Source organism: Clostridium saccharoperbutylacetonicum N1-4(HMT), assembly GCF_000340885.1.
GTDB classification, from domain to species: Bacteria; Bacillota; Clostridia; order Clostridiales; family Clostridiaceae; genus Clostridium; species Clostridium saccharoperbutylacetonicum.
In genome coordinates this window covers 1,179,357-1,194,312 of the sequence record NC_020291.1, presented here as the reverse complement: position 1 = coordinate 1,194,312, position 14,956 = coordinate 1,179,357, and the positions used below count along the sequence as shown (strand labels likewise).

13 protein-coding genes are annotated in these 14,956 nt (G+C 28.8%); 6 read left to right on the top strand and 7 right to left on the bottom strand.

From position 1 onward, the window contains the following. Window positions 1-83: 83 nt before the first annotated feature. The 7 genes from CSPA_RS05260 to CSPA_RS05230 form a co-directional block, all read right to left on the bottom strand. Window positions 84-1,319, bottom strand: a complete 1,236-nt coding sequence (locus CSPA_RS05260; protein WP_015391175.1) for an O-antigen ligase family protein — start codon at window positions 1,317-1,319, stop codon at window positions 84-86. Beyond that, entirely contained in the window at window positions 1,303-2,466 is a 1,164-nt protein-coding gene (locus CSPA_RS05255) for a glycosyltransferase (RefSeq protein WP_015391174.1), read from the bottom strand. Before CSPA_RS05255 ends, CSPA_RS05260 begins: the two co-directional genes overlap by 17 nt. Next, window positions 2,467-3,756, bottom strand: a complete 1,290-nt coding sequence (locus tag CSPA_RS05250) for a glycosyltransferase family protein (protein ID WP_015391173.1) — start codon at window positions 3,754-3,756, stop codon at window positions 2,467-2,469. An 8-nt stretch (window positions 3,757-3,764) separates the two neighbouring features. Continuing rightward, window positions 3,765-5,294 (bottom strand): murein biosynthesis integral membrane protein MurJ, encoded by a 1,530-nt coding sequence (gene murJ / locus CSPA_RS05245; protein ID WP_015391172.1) that lies wholly within the window; start codon window positions 5,292-5,294, stop codon window positions 3,765-3,767. Between the two features lie 75 nt (window positions 5,295-5,369). Further along, complete coding sequence (locus CSPA_RS05240) at window positions 5,370-6,083, bottom strand: WecB/TagA/CpsF family glycosyltransferase (RefSeq protein WP_015391171.1); 714 nt, start codon at window positions 6,081-6,083, stop codon at window positions 5,370-5,372. Window positions 6,084-6,097: 14 nt separating this feature from the next. Next, window positions 6,098-7,198, bottom strand: a complete 1,101-nt coding sequence (locus CSPA_RS05235; protein WP_015391170.1) for a tetratricopeptide repeat protein — start codon at window positions 7,196-7,198, stop codon at window positions 6,098-6,100. A 158-nt stretch (window positions 7,199-7,356) separates the two neighbouring features. Continuing rightward, the gene (locus CSPA_RS05230; protein ID WP_015391169.1) at window positions 7,357-9,084 is read right to left on the bottom strand and encodes a phospho-sugar mutase; all 1,728 of its coding nucleotides are present in this window, start codon (window positions 9,082-9,084) and stop codon (window positions 7,357-7,359) included. Between the two features lie 271 nt (window positions 9,085-9,355). Between CSPA_RS05230 and CSPA_RS05225 the strand changes: the two genes are divergently transcribed. The 6 genes from CSPA_RS05225 (at window position 9,356) to hcp (ending at window position 14,954) form a co-directional block, all read left to right on the top strand. Continuing rightward, a complete protein-coding gene (locus CSPA_RS05225) occupies window positions 9,356-10,204 on the top strand; it encodes a sensor histidine kinase (protein WP_015391168.1) in 849 nt (282 codons plus the stop codon). Between the two features lie 199 nt (window positions 10,205-10,403). Continuing rightward, the gene (locus tag CSPA_RS05220) at window positions 10,404-10,901 is read left to right on the top strand and encodes an NfeD family protein (RefSeq protein ID WP_015391167.1); all 498 of its coding nucleotides are present in this window, start codon (window positions 10,404-10,406) and stop codon (window positions 10,899-10,901) included. 72 nt (window positions 10,902-10,973) lie between these two features. After that, complete coding sequence (gene floA, locus CSPA_RS05215; RefSeq protein ID WP_015391166.1) at window positions 10,974-11,948, top strand: flotillin-like protein FloA; 975 nt, start codon at window positions 10,974-10,976, stop codon at window positions 11,946-11,948. 27 nt (window positions 11,949-11,975) lie between these two features. Beyond that, window positions 11,976-12,356 carry a hypothetical protein gene (locus CSPA_RS05210; RefSeq protein WP_015391165.1) on the top strand — a complete coding sequence of 127 codons (381 nt, stop codon included), beginning with the start codon at window positions 11,976-11,978 and terminating at the stop codon, window positions 12,354-12,356. Window positions 12,357-12,374: 18 nt separating this feature from the next. Continuing rightward, window positions 12,375-13,118 (top strand): LytR/AlgR family response regulator transcription factor, encoded by a 744-nt coding sequence (locus tag CSPA_RS05205; protein ID WP_015391164.1) that lies wholly within the window; start codon window positions 12,375-12,377, stop codon window positions 13,116-13,118. Between the two features lie 189 nt (window positions 13,119-13,307). Further along, complete coding sequence (gene hcp, locus CSPA_RS05200) at window positions 13,308-14,954, top strand: hydroxylamine reductase (protein ID WP_015391163.1); 1,647 nt, start codon at window positions 13,308-13,310, stop codon at window positions 14,952-14,954. The last annotated feature ends 2 nt before the right edge of the window (window positions 14,955-14,956 follow it).

Sequence of the window (14,956 nt, the reverse complement as noted above, 5' to 3'; positions counted from 1 at the left end):
GTTATCAATGATCAATTGTCAATTTGAATTATTGCCCACTGATTATTAAAAATCAAGCATTTACAATCAATCATTGCCCCTCACTATTCTACATTCTTATTATCTAAAATAGATACTAAATATCCCAAGTATATCCAAAAAATCATTGATATAAAATTTGCCGAATTAATTAAATTACTTTCAAATAAATTAACAGCAATAATTCCTACTATAAGTGAAGTTAATGTTGTCATTTGAATTTTTTCTTTACGCTGAAGCTTATCTAATTGTTCAACAATAAATGCAAGTATAATACCTAAAAAGCTGATAAATAATAATAACGAAATTATACCATTTACTGTAGCTGTTTCAACATAAATATTATGAAGACGCCCAACATCCAAACCTGGCAAATCACTTATTGGTCTAGCTGCTTTAACTTCTCCTATCATATCATTATATCCAACTCCTGCTAAAGGATGCTGTTCTACTACAACAGCTGCTGACTCCCATAAATTACTTCTTCCACTTGTGTAAAGTCTTATATTTTCTTTGTTAACTTGCCATACACCTATGCAAGCCAATATTGGTATTAATACAAGTACGGTTCTGAGATATTTATTTTTATTGTATACAAAAACAAACGTATATACTACAGCAATCACAATTAAATCTGCGCTTCTTCCATGAGATCCTACCATCATTACTGCTACCTGCAATACTATATTAGCCAACCAAAACAGCTTAAGTCTGTGGCTTTGAGTCACATAATTTAAATAAATACACAAAACTATAGCTAATGCTGCTGCTATAGAAAGAGCATTTTTATTTTCAAACACTCCTCCATTAACACCATTCAATTCAAAGACAACATTTTTAATAGTTAACTTCATATTAAAAAGATACATAATTAACGAAGCTCCTGATGCTAAAAGCATAAAAACAACATAAAAACAAGAAATTGTATTCATTTCTTTAATTAGTTCTTTTTTATTTCTAAAGACATCTACAGTAAATATTATAGTAAATACTATTAGGTTAACCATCCAAACCTTTATATTATCCATATCCCTATATACAAAAAGATTAAAAATTAGAGTTAATATCATAAATATACCTAAAGGGATATCAAACTTATAAATTTTTCTCCTTTTATAATCTTCAATTATCAAAAGTAATAATAATAGCATTCCCCATGCAAATACAATGTTCTTTACAATATTAGTTCCTGGTATGTATTTTAGAATAGTTACATAAGTTAACGTTATAAACAAATACAATAGTTTAAAATAAAATTTATTATCTACATATTCATATACATTTTTAATTATTTCCTTCATATACTTTTTTATACACTCCTTTTAGCTTTTCAACTAGTACTTTTTCAGAGTAGCTAAAAATTGTTTCTTGCCTTATTTTATCTTTATCATACCTTATATAATTTTCTTTAATTTTCTTTAATGCTTTGGTTAAATCCTCCACACTATTCTTTTTAGCCATTATTCCATTTCCATCATTAATTATATCTTCTGCTCCACCATTGTTTGTTCCAATAACTGGCTTTCCACATGCAAGAGCTTCAATATATACTACCCCAAAGGTTTCATGTTCTGATGCTAATGCAAATGCATCACAACTTTTCATTTCTCTGGCCACTTCTTCTCTTGATAAGGCTCCTAAAAGTTCAATCTGATTGTCCATTTTCAAATCCTCAACAAGTTTTTCTAACAGTGATTTAATAGATCCATCTCCACCTATTTTCAAGCTTACGTTCTTACCTCTAAAGGCCTGTGCAAATGCTTTAATTAAACATTCCATACCTTTTCCCTCTTCAAGAAAAGAACATGAAAAAATATTAAATTTCTCTTTGTCAGATACATTTCTATTATTATTTTTATCAACATCAAATAATTTCAAATCCACCATATTGTGGATAACTTCAATAGGTTTGTTAACATATTCCTGCATTTCTTTCTTTAAGCCATTTCCAACTGCTATTAAACAATCAGCCATTTCATATGACTCAAAGATATACTTTTTATAACTTTCTCTTGCATACTTGGCATATTTCAAGGATGAATGTTCTGTTATAACTAATGGAATATTATATTTCTTGCTGATATATGCCCCAGCTATAGCTCCCCAAAAAGCAGAATGTGCATGAATAATATCGACCTTACCCTCTCGCTTAATTATTTCTTGATAAAGTTTATCCATTCTTTTATTAAAACTCCTAAACATAAGCGCCATCTTTGGAAAATAGTTATAATCTTTATATCTATAAGTTCTTAAATTCTCTTCTATATTAAATTTTAGCCCTCTCTTCTCATCTATTTTTCCAAACATAGTAATTGGCCAAATTTCATTATATGCTACAGTAATCTTTTCTCCACTATTCGAAAGAGCTATAAACTGTTCTTTAAAAAAACTCCCATGAACTTTATTTCTTGAAGATGCATACCAAGATGGAATGACCATTATATGCATTTAATCACTTCCTTCTAATATACTGTTAAGCTTCTCTACTATTGAATTCCACTCATAATTTAAATCTGGATCACTTTTTATTTTATTATCTTTATACATTTCTATTAATTGGTATATTTTTTGCTTTATTTCTTCAGATTCATTTTCACTTGTGAAACACTTTGGATTATTTTCTACTATCCCCTTTATTGGATCATCTTGATCTCCATAGATAACCAATATCCTACCCTTTGCTCCAAAGTAATCATATATTTTTGCTGGAATCTGCTTCGAGTTCTTATTTCCAAATAAAAGCAAAACATCACCATTTAACATATATTTAAGTGCCTCGTTAAAAGGAATTCTAGGTGATACCTTAGCTATTTCTAAATTTTGCAGTCTTTTTTTTCCTTCTATATCATCTATATTTCCAAAAAATAAAACATTTAATAAATTATAATAATCTTCATTTTCTTCCTTAATATCTTCTAGAGCTTTGATAAAAGGTTTAATATCCCTAAGTTTTGAGAATATTTCTCCAGTGTAAATTATGTTAATCTTATGTTTTTCAATAAATTTTGGACGTTCTTCCTCAAGCAATTTTTCATATAATTTAGTATCAAAACCTCTATTTAATATAAAGGTTTTATTAACATCTTTCAAAAATTCATAATCCTTTATATATTCATTCCTATTTGCTTCAGTGACAAATATAAATTTATCTGCTAAATTAACAATATTTTTTTCCATATTCTTTTCAATAATTTTCTTAACTATAAAAGAATTTTCTCTTGTTGAATCCTTAAGCCAAGGGTCACTCCAATAAGTAATCCAAGGAACCTTTTTATAATGCTTTTTTATGTAATATGCGCATAGATGCGAAGATGGAGGTTCATGCATTGAAAATATAACATCAAACTTTTCTTTTTCCATTAATCCTATTCCATATTCTCCTGCTTTTCTTGACCATCCATAGTACATGTCTGGTATAACCACAGAATTTTTAACCTTACGCAGTATTTTTTTCACACTTCCGTTTTTATTATTTAACGAAACTTTATTTGAACTGTCATTTGTAGGCATTAATTTTTTAAAAACAATGCCTCCATCCACAAGGTGAACTTTTATTTTTTTATCCATCATTGAATATAATGCTTCATCATAATATATTGAATCCTTTGGAAAATTCACAGTTAATAAATGAACTTCATTATTGTCAATTTCACTTAATTTATTTAAATACTGCAGTGTCTCAATAGCAGCTGAATTATTTATTAATGGCGAATAGCAGGCAATAAATAATATTTTCATATACCCTCCTATCTATTTATCTTCTTTAAAATAAAATCTTTTATTTCAATTACTTCTTCTATTCTAAACAAATAACATAAAATAAAATATACTATACTTCCAACAATAACCCCAAGTAATAAAAGTGTTAATGAACTTAATTTATTTTTCAAGTAAACTACTAACGTTATAATTATAAGGCCCATAATCAAGGAATTTATTGTTATTAATCCAATCTTTTTTACTATACCCTTTATACTCAAACTCTTTTCTAGTTTAACTATACTTCTAAATAATAGTATTGCAGTCACTGCCATTGCTATAACTGAAGCTAATGCAATTCCCATTATACCCATATACTTTGATAATATTACACAAAAAATAATATTAATAATTACTCCTATGATACCATTTATTGTAGTAACCTTTGTCTTTCCCATTGTAAACAATGTTGAATTTAAAATATCTCTCATTCCAGTAAAGAATACACCAAAACCATATCCAAATAAAGCAGGGCTTGTGGCCTCCACAACTTTTGCATCAAAGGCTCCTCTTTCATATGCGAGGCTTATGATTTCCTTATTATATATTATAATCCCGATTGTTATAGGAATTAATAATATGGCTAAATATACAATAGATTTTTTAAGAATATCTACAAATCCTGCTTTGTCTTCATTACTTTGCATATTTGCCATAAGTGGATATACTATACTATTAACAGAAGTCACTATAATTGTATTAATAAAAACAATTAATTTTTGGGCATATTCCAATTCTGAAACTGCTCCATCCTGATGCAAACCAAAAGCCATATATTTATCAACCAACATATTTAAAGAGTTTGCTCCAGCCCCAATAACAACTGGTATAATTAAAATTATAATTGCCTTTAATCTTTCATCTTTTAAATTTATACAAAATCTATATTTGTATCCATGAGTAATAAGTGATGGTACTTGAACCGCTACCCTAAAGAAATTTCCTAATACATTGGCTATTGTTAATCCTAAAATATCATAATTTCTACATAACAATAAATATAATATCATAGGTAAGTTAAAAAACAAACCTAATATGGATGGAATGACAAAATCTTCATTTACTTGTAATAATGCTGTAAAGCAAGCATTTATTGATAAAAATAATATATTTAAAAGTGTTATTTTTAACAACCCTATAGCAATAGTTGCTGTTGCTTCTGAAGGCTTAAATGAATATACAATTTCCTTAGCAAAAAAACTTGATATAATAAAAATAATAATTGAAACAACCAAAAGTATACTTATTACGTTGTTTGCAAAGGCATACATTTCCTCCTTACCCTTCTTAGCTTTAATTTTACTAAGTGTTGGTAAAAAAGCTGTTGATATTGCAAGTCCAACTAAAGCAAATATTGTTTCTGGTATTGGTACAGCAATATTGTACGCATCTGTATATACTCCAGCCCCAAACCCTTTTCCAATAAGTAATTCTCTAACTAAACCTAATAATCTACTAACTAAGGTTACTAACATTATTATAAAAGTAGATTTAATCAAGGTACTTTTATGTTTCATCCTATCACCATTTCCTCATCAATCAATTGTCAATGTTCAATTGGTTGATAATTCATAATTGAACATTTATTTTTCCTATTTCTTTCTATGCTTTAACACTAATAATAAAAACTTAGGTATAGCTACTAATCTTTTTATTCTAACTGGTTCTTTTGCAACTCTATATAGCCATTCTAGGCCTAATGTTATCATCCATTTCGGTGCTCTTTTAAGCTCTCCAGCAAATATATCAAAGACTCCTCCAACTCCCATAAATATGTGAGTATTTGTTTTATCCATGACTTTTTCAATAAAAATCTCCTGCCTTGGAGACCCCATAGCCACAAAAATTGCCCAAGGATTAGAATTACTTATCTCCTCAACAATATCATTGCAATTATTTATATCAAAAAAACCATTATGAAAACCTGCTATTTTCAAATCAGGAAATTCCAACTTTATGTTTTCTACACATTTATTTATTATTTCTTCCTTTGCCCCTAATAAATAAATTGATTTTTTTTCTTTATTTGCTTTAATAAGTACCTCTTTAACTAAATCTATTCCTGCAATCTTTTCCTTGACTGGATCTCCAATTAATTTTGATGCTATTACGGTTCCAACTCCATCTGGAATTATTACAGAATTCTTATGTTTAAAAAAATTTGTAAGTATAGGATCATCCAAACCATTAAACAATATTTCAGGATTTCCTGATACAATATTCACTTTATCAAATGTATTTACATAATCCATTAGAGATTTCATATCTTCTTTAAAAATTTTAAAATCAAGTATATTCGTAAACATATTATCTCCTAAAACTATTTTACTGTTCTATTTAACATTTGATCTATTTCTATAACTATAGGGTCTTCTGGTGCCAACTTTTTAGCAATGTCCAAATTAAGTTTCGCCTGTTCCTTATCCCCTAAGTTTATGTAACACATTACTATATTTGTGCATATTTCTACTTCTTTAGATGCTTCAAAGGCTTTTCTAAAATATTTGACTGCTTCTTCGTAATCTCCTAAGCAAGCATAATTCATTCCAAGTTCATTAACAGTTTCAAGACTTCCTGATTCAATAGAAAGACTTTGAGTTAAATAATGAATTGCTTTGTTATAATTATCAATTCTTCTATAACCAACACCAAGATAATAATAAATTAATGGATTTTCCTTAAATTCTTCACTTAACGGAAGTAATAAATCAATTGCTTTTTTAGGCTCATCCTTTAAATATTCAACAGCTTTTTCAAAACCACCTATATTATTGATGTCAGTTATTATCTGCTTAATTTCTGATGTCTGCTTCCCACCTTTATTCATATATTCATTTATTTCCACTTGAGCGCCTTTATAATCACCTTTATCTTTGAGAATTAAAGCTTTATAAAGATATGGTTCTGGAGATTTTTCAAAATTATCTTTACACTCATCTATATCTTCAAGTAGTAATTCCCCAAAACTCGAATCTTTTTCCCTAATAGTTTCTCCCACTGCTAAAAGCTTAGTTAATATTTCTTCTTCTTTTGTATACCTATATAAGCCCTTTAATAAAATATAAGCATCTTCTAGTCTATCTTTTTTTATTCTATCTGCAATAAGACTTTTCACACATTCCTCACTATCAGGAATATATCCTAAAATTGTCCCATAATCATCAATATACTTAACATTTTTATCTGCTCCAAAAACAATAAACATACCTTCAACAAAATAATATATTGGTAAATTATTCAGCTTAATTTCATTATTAGCATTTGCTGCAACATACTCAGCACTTATAGGCATATATAAATCATCATTTTTAAATTTTACTTCTTGCGGTATATTAAGATTTTTCTTAAACCCTTCCTTTTTCATTTCTAAAAATAATAATTTACTTAGTTTGTCTTTATATAGTGTTTTATAATTACTCATTTTCCACCCCGTTAATTCAGTTATTAGTTAAGAGTTAGGAGTTAGGAGTTAGTGTTGAAATTTTATTTCAAGGTTTAACTCTTAACTCATAATTGTTAACTCTTAACTGAGTAAAAATTGCTATCACCTATAAGATGATAGCAATTTACTTAGAGATATTAGCTTAATTTTGCATTAATTTTTTCCATTACTTTTTCTTTAAATTCTGCAATATCTTTACCTGCATTATCTAAACTATTGCTCTTTACTGCTAAATAAACCTTCATCTTTGGTTCAGTTCCTGATGGTCTTACAACAAAATATGAACCATTCTCTAAGATGTACTTTAATACATTAGACTTAGGTAAGTCAATAGTAGTTTTTGTATTATTTACTGTATCTTCCTCTGTGCTTAGTTTATAGTCTAATCTTTTAACAATTTTAACCCCATCTACTTCATTTAGTGGGTCATTTCTCATTGCTTCAATACAACTAGCTATTTTTTCTTGACCTTCTTTTCCTTTTAATTCTATAGAAACAAGATTTTCTGTAAAATAACCATACTTTTCATATAAATCAATTAATGCATCATAAAGACTCTTTCCTTGTTGTTTATAATAAAGACACATTTCACATATTAACATCGAAGCTATTACAGCATCCTTATCACGAACAAAGTTACCTGCAAGATATCCATAACTTTCTTCAAAACCAAATAAATAAGTTTTGTTTCCGGCATCTTCAAATTCTCTTATTTTTTCACCGATATATTTAAAACCAGTTAATACATCCATAAGTTCAATATCAAAATCTTCTGCAATGCTTCTAGCACCTTCTGTCGTTACTATTGTTTTAATAACAACACCATTTTGAGGCAATTTATTAGTTTCTTTTAACGAACTTAATACATAGTGAGTTAAAAGTAAACCTGTTTGATTACCAGTTAAAACTTTGTATTCTCCTGAACTGTCTTTAACTACAACACCAATTCTGTCGCAATCTGGATCTGTACCAAATATTATATCTGGATTTTCATCTTTAGCCATATCCAAAGCTAACTTAAATACATCTGGATTTTCTGGATTAGGATACGACGCTGTTGGGAAGTTTCCATCTGGAGCTTCTTGTTCCTTGACTACTTTTACATTACTATATCCTAATTCCTTTAACACAGCTCTTACTGGAACATTCCCTGAGCCATGAATTGGAGTATAAATTACATTTAAATTATCAGCTTTTTCCTTAACTAAATCAGTTCTTATAGTTAAACCTTTAACTCTATCATAGTAAGCTCTATCAACATCTTCACCAATATATTTTAATAAGCCTTTTTCTAAAGCTTCTTTTTCATCTATACTTTTAATTTTTGAAAAATCATCTACAGCATTAACACAATTAATTATTATGTTAGCTTTTTCATCAGTAACTTGACCACCAAATTCATCATATACTTTATACCCATTATATATTTTTGGATTATGAGAGGCTGTTACTACTATACCACCAGCGCATTTTAACTCTCTAACTGTAAATGATAATACTGGAGTTGGTCTTAAACTTTCATATAGAAATACTTTCACATTATTTGCACATAAAGTTAAGGCAGCTGCTTTAGCAAACTCTTTAGACATATTTCTTGAATCATAAGCTATTGCTAGTGAAGGCTCCTTAAAATTTGCATTTAAATAATCAGCAAATCCTTGTGTAGCTTTAGCAACAGTATATATATTCATTCTGTTACTTCCAGCACCAATAATTCCTCTTAATCCACCAGTTCCAAAATCAAGGTCTTGATAAAATCTATCTTCAATTTCTTTTTCATCAGATATACTCTTTAATTCATTTTTTGTTTCCTCATTAATAACATCAGATTCAATCCATAAATTGTATTTTTCTTTATAATTCATTTTTAATCCCCTCTCTGTTTTGTTCTCTTATATAGTATACAATATTTACCGGTGTTTAAAAATACTTTTATCGTTATAATATATAAAATTTTATCATAATGTTTTGTTAAGTTCACTTTATTATAACACTTCATAAAAGTACTAGTGTATAAATAAATTTATTTTTTTTACTTCAAAAATTATCCAAACTTTTTTTAATAAGTTACAATGTTAATATAAACAAAATATTTTAATATATATTTTTCATTTATATATTAGGGGGTGAAAATTCATGGCAATAAAAAAACAAGTGTATAACATATCTAAGATAGTATTGGTATCTATATTCTTAAATTTAATACAAATAATTTCTATTACATTATTTATATATTACAAATACAAGAATCCTTATATGATTGAAGGTAATTTTATTCTTAATGTTATCGCTATAAGCATAGGTGTTAATAGCATAATTACTGGCATAATATTTTATAATCTTTTGTTTAAAAAAGGGAATAATAATTTAATCGATACATTAAATTATCTTGAAGCACTTAACAAAACATTAAGAACTCAAAGACATGATTATTTAAATCATATTCAAGTTATTTATTCATTGATGGAACTTGAAGAATATGATGAAGCACGAAGATATATAGAGCCAGTTTATAAAGACATAATAAGAGTTAGTAAAGCTTTGAAGACCTCAAAACCTGCTGTAAATGCACTACTCCAAGCAAAATTACAAGTGGCTGAAAAAAATAATATAGACATGGAACTGGAAATAAAAAGTGATTTACAATACCTTAATATTGAACCTTGGGAGTTTTGTAGAATTATTGGAAATATAATAGACAATGCTATATTTTCTTTAAAAGAAAAGCCTGATAATAAATACATCCTAGTGGAATTTTCAGAAGACTTAGAAAATATTAGAATTAACATCTCAAATAATGGAAATATGATACCTAAAGATATTATAGATAAAATATATGATGCAGGTTTTACCACTAAAGGTAACAAAGGAGATGGTATGGGACTCGCTATAGTTAAAGAAATTATTGAAAACTTTTCTGGTACAATTTCTGTTATATCGACAATTCAAAGAACTTCCTTTGAAGTAGTTATTCCAAAAAAATAATTAATCTTGAAATTAATTTAAATTATGCTCTTCAATTTCTTCTTTAATCTATATCAAATGACATTTTAGAATTAAAAGTGTATAATTCAGAAAATTTATCTTATCATTCTTTTTTAATAGAGTTAATATAAACATATAGAAGCATAACAGTTTATTGTTAATCATACACTAAATCTGAAATGAAAGGTGGTACAAAAACATGAGCACATTTTTACCTGATATAACGCTTTTAACCTTATTATTGTTAATAATAGGCTTTGGTCTTGTATTTTTAGAAATGCACATTCCTGGCTTTGGAATTCCAGGCATTCTAGGTGCCATTTGTTTAATCTTAGCAGTCGCACTAACAGCTCAAAATTTCGCAGAAGGTTTAGTTATGACATTAGGAATCTTAGCCATCCTCGGAATTATGCTCGGTGTAGTTCTGACTTTTTTCACTAAAGGTAAATTTTTCAAACCGTTAATATTACCAGATGTACAAAGAAAGGAACATGGATATATTAGCTCTTCTGATTTAGACTATTTACTTGGTAAAAAAGGAATTGCACTTACTGATTTAAGACCATCTGGTTCGATCGATATAGATGGAGTAAAATTTGATGTAATTTCTGATGGAGAGTATATTTCTTCTGGCACTAAGGTTGAAATATTTAAAGTTAGTGGTGTAAAGCTATTGGTGAAAAAAACTAAAGATTAATTAACTTGTCAATTTTAATCAAAATTGACCAATTACTAGTTAAAAAATATTAATTTAAAGGAGAGATTATTAATGATTAATTTAATTATTGTAGCAATAGCAGTCGTATGTTTAGTATTTTTATTTATAACATTTATACCAATAGGATTATGGATATCGTCTTTAGCAGCAAATGTCCAAGTAAGTATCTTTAACTTAATCGGTATGAGGTTAAGGAGAGTTGTACCTTCAAAAATTGTAATCCCACTTATTAAATCTACAAAAGCTGGCATGGGATTAACTGTTAATCAATTAGAAGCTCACTATCTAGCAGGTGGTAATGTTGATAATGTTGTAAATGCATTAATTGCAGCCCATAGAGCCGATATAGACTTGCAATTTGAAAAAGCAGCTGCAATTGATTTAGCTGGTAGAGATGTTTTAGAAGCTGTTAAAATGAGTGTTAATCCTAAAGTAATTGAAACTCCAAATGTTTCAGCAGTTGCAAAAGATGGTATTGAACTATTAGTTAAAGCAAGAGTTACTGTTAGAGCTAACCTTGAAAGACTAGTTGGTGGTGCTGGTGAAGCAACTATTTTAGCAAGGGTTGGTGAAGGTATAGTAACTACAGTGGGATCTTCTACTAGTCATAAAATAGTATTAGAAAATCCAGATGCAATTTCAAAAACTGTATTAAGTAAAGGCTTAGATGCTGGTACTGCCTTCGAAATTCTATCTATAGATATTGCTGATGTGGATGTAGGAAGAAATATAGGTGCACAGCTTCAAACCTTACAAGCAGAAGCTGATAAGAATATAGCACAAGCTAAAGCTGAAGAAAGAAGAGCAATGGCAGTAGCTAAAGAACATGAAATGAGAGCTGCTGTTGTAGAAGCTGAATCTGAAGTACCTAAGGCAATGGCTTATGCTCTTAGAGAAGGAAAGCTTGGAATAATGGATTATTATGACATGCAAAATGTTATTGCAGATACAAGTATGAGAAGTTCAATATCCAGCGCTGGCAATAAAACTCAGATTTCTAATAATGATAATAAAAAAATGAAATAAAAACTCTTCTCCTAGGAGGTTAAAAAGATGAAATCTAATGAAATATTCAAGAGTACCTTAACTGCCCTTAAAGATTCTTTTATTACAAATGATAAAATAGGACTACGCGTTAATTTTCAATACCCTTTTGGCACTCTTCCAAAAAACGAATTTACCATTAGCACTTCCTTAAGGCCTGAAGATGATAACGGAGCATCAGATGTTAGTATTCCAGTAGGTGATAATAAAGACTATACTGAAGCTAACTCTAGCTATAATAAACAGCAATCTGCTTCTTCAAATCCACAAGGTGTTATTGATTCTATTACTCAAGAACTTACATCGGTTAAGCTTCAACAAGCTATTATCCTTTCTGAAATAGTTGGTAAACCAAGAAGTAAAACCAGAAGGCAAAGACGAAGATTTTAAATATTAGGAGAATTTTATATGAATATAAAAGTGCTTATAGTTGATGACGAACAAGGAATGAGAACCATAATAAAAAAAATATTAGATAAATCTAGTGGCTTCGAGGTTGTTGGTGATACAGATAACGGTGAAGAGGCTATAAAAATATTCAAAGAGCATCGCCCTGAAGTGGTGTTCTTTGATATTGAAATGCCTGGTTGTAACGGAATTGATTGTGCTAAAATACTAACAGATATAGATCCAAAAACTATAATCATCTTTGCAACGGCTCATCAAGAATATATGTCAGATGCTTTCCAGCTATATGCTTTCGATTATTTGGTAAAGCCCTTTAAAATAGAAAGAGTGCTTCATACTTTAGATAGAATTAAAACATTAAATAAACCAAACTATGAAGATGGTATAGATAAAATAATAAAACATGAAAAAGGTCTCGATAAGCTTATGATAAAAAATAAGGAAGGTATAAGCTTTGTAGATACAAAGGAAATAGTCTTAATTCAAAGAGAGGATAGTTCTACCGTTATATATACACAAAGTGATAGTTTCACTACTTCTATTTCTTTATCAGAAATAGAAGAAAAATTGGATCATTCTCAATTCTTTAGGAGTCACAAATCATACATCATAAATTTATCTTTAATAACAAAAATCTATCCTTACGGCAGATGGACCTATATAGTTAAACTAAAAAATACAGAAAAAGATGCTTTACTTACTCATGAAAAATATGAAGAAATAAAGAAGCTTTTTAGTTTATAACTTTAATTAAAGTATTATTAATTAGAAAACCTTAATGTTTAATAGTTTTTTCAAGCAATAATACTATAAAATTCCCTCAACATACAAAATTATTCCTTTTTTTTGATATCTTATTGTATTTATTAACATCTTTAGTGTAAAATAATAGTGAGAATATTCAAAAAAATCATAAGTGAGGGGATTGATATTATGGTTCAAGAAATGTTTTGTTTTCAATGTGAACAAACTGCTGGCGGTAAAGGATGTACAAAAGTAGGAGTATGTGGAAAAACGCCTGAAATTGCAGCTATGCAAGATCTATTAATTTATCAATTAAAGGGAATTAGTATTTACGCTAATGAACTTATAAAAAAGGGTGAAGTAATTGATAAAACAATAGTTTCTTTTGTCGAGGATTCATTATTTATGACATTAACTAATGTTAATTTTGACCCTGCTGCTCATTTGACTAAACTAAAAAAATCTCAAGAAATTAAAGAAGCTCTAAGAAAAAAAGTAAGTACTGACGGCATAAAAGCTCCTGAAGCTTTATATGATCTAGCTGCTTCCACTGAAGCTATGCTTGAAGATGCTAAAAAAGCTGGAATCATGTATGATGAGAATTTAAATCCTGATATCCGTTCAGTTAGAGAAACTATCAAATATGGTTTAAAAGGAATTTCAGCATATTCACATCAAGCAAGATTTATAAAACATAGTAGTGATGAAGTAGATAATTTTTATTTCAAAGCTTTAGCTGCTTTAACTGATAACGATTTAACTCTTGATGATTTAATTAAGTTATTAGTTGAAACTGGAGAAAAGAGCGTTAAAATCATGGAAACTCTGGACACTGCTAATAATGGTCTTTATAGTTCACCAACACCTACAAAGGTTAATGTAAACATAAAGAAAGGACCATTTATAATAGTTTCCGGACACGATTTAAAGGATTTAGAGATGTTATTACAGCAAACTGAAGGTAAAGGTATAAACATTTATACTCATGGTGAAATGTTACCTTCTCATGGATATCCTGAATTAAACAAATATCCGCACTTAGTAGGTAATTTTGGAAGTGCATGGCAAAATCAACAAAAAGAATTTGATAACATTCCTGGATGCATTTTAATGACTACTAATTGCTTGATGAAACCAAAAGATTCATACCAAGACAGACTTTTCTCAACAAGTGTAGTTGGCTGGGATAGAATTAAACATATAGAAAAAGATGAAAATGGACATAAGGATTTTTCAGAAGTTATAAATAAGGCTTTAGAATTAGGTGGATTCAAAGAGGACGAAGAAGTTAAAGAAATTCTTGTTGGTTTTGGCCACAAAGCAACCTTAAGCCATGCTGAAACAATAATAAATGCAGTTAAAGATGGAAAGGTTAAGCATTTCTTCTTAATCGGAGGTTGTGATGGAGCTAAGCCAGGCAGAAATTATTATACTGAATTTGCTGAAAAAGTTCCAAAGGATTCTATTATTCTTACATTGGCATGTGGAAAATATCGTTTCAACAAATTAGAATTTGGTGAAGTTGCTGGACTTCCTCGTTTACTAGATGTTGGACAATGTAACGATGCCTACTCAGCAGTTAGAATTGCTTTAGCTTTGGCTGATGCATTTAATTGCGGAGTTAATGATTTACCTTTATCAATAATACTTTCTTGGTATGAACAAAAAGCTGTTGCTGATCTTTTAGCATTACTTTCATTAGGTGTCAAAGGAATGTATCTTGGGCCAAGCCTCCCTGCATTCTTAACACCAAATGTACTACAATTCTTAATTGATAATTTTGATATAAAACCAATCAGTACTCCTGATGAAGATTTAAAACAAATATTAGGTTAAAA

Coding starts and splice junctions, on each gene's coding strand:
- CSPA_RS05225 (WP_015391168.1), top strand. CDS start 9,356: ATGGCAATAAAAAAACAAGTGTATAACATATCTAAGATAGTATTGGTA.
- CSPA_RS05260 (WP_015391175.1), bottom strand. CDS start 1,319: ATGAAGGAAATAATTAAAAATGTATATGAATATGTAGATAATAAATTT.
- floA (WP_015391166.1), top strand. CDS start 10,974: ATGATTAATTTAATTATTGTAGCAATAGCAGTCGTATGTTTAGTATTT.
- CSPA_RS05230 (WP_015391169.1), bottom strand. CDS start 9,084: ATGAATTATAAAGAAAAATACAATTTATGGATTGAATCTGATGTTATT.
- murJ (WP_015391172.1), bottom strand. CDS start 5,294: ATGAAACATAAAAGTACCTTGATTAAATCTACTTTTATAATAATGTTA.
- CSPA_RS05250 (WP_015391173.1), bottom strand. CDS start 3,756: ATGAAAATATTATTTATTGCCTGCTATTCGCCATTAATAAATAATTCA.
- CSPA_RS05255 (WP_015391174.1), bottom strand. CDS start 2,466: ATGCATATAATGGTCATTCCATCTTGGTATGCATCTTCAAGAAATAAA.
- CSPA_RS05240 (WP_015391171.1), bottom strand. CDS start 6,083: ATGTTTACGAATATACTTGATTTTAAAATTTTTAAAGAAGATATGAAA.
- CSPA_RS05220 (WP_015391167.1), top strand. CDS start 10,404: ATGAGCACATTTTTACCTGATATAACGCTTTTAACCTTATTATTGTTA.
- hcp (WP_015391163.1), top strand. CDS start 13,308: ATGGTTCAAGAAATGTTTTGTTTTCAATGTGAACAAACTGCTGGCGGT.
- CSPA_RS05205 (WP_015391164.1), top strand. CDS start 12,375: ATGAATATAAAAGTGCTTATAGTTGATGACGAACAAGGAATGAGAACC.
- CSPA_RS05210 (WP_015391165.1), top strand. CDS start 11,976: ATGAAATCTAATGAAATATTCAAGAGTACCTTAACTGCCCTTAAAGAT.
- CSPA_RS05235 (WP_015391170.1), bottom strand. CDS start 7,198: ATGAGTAATTATAAAACACTATATAAAGACAAACTAAGTAAATTATTA.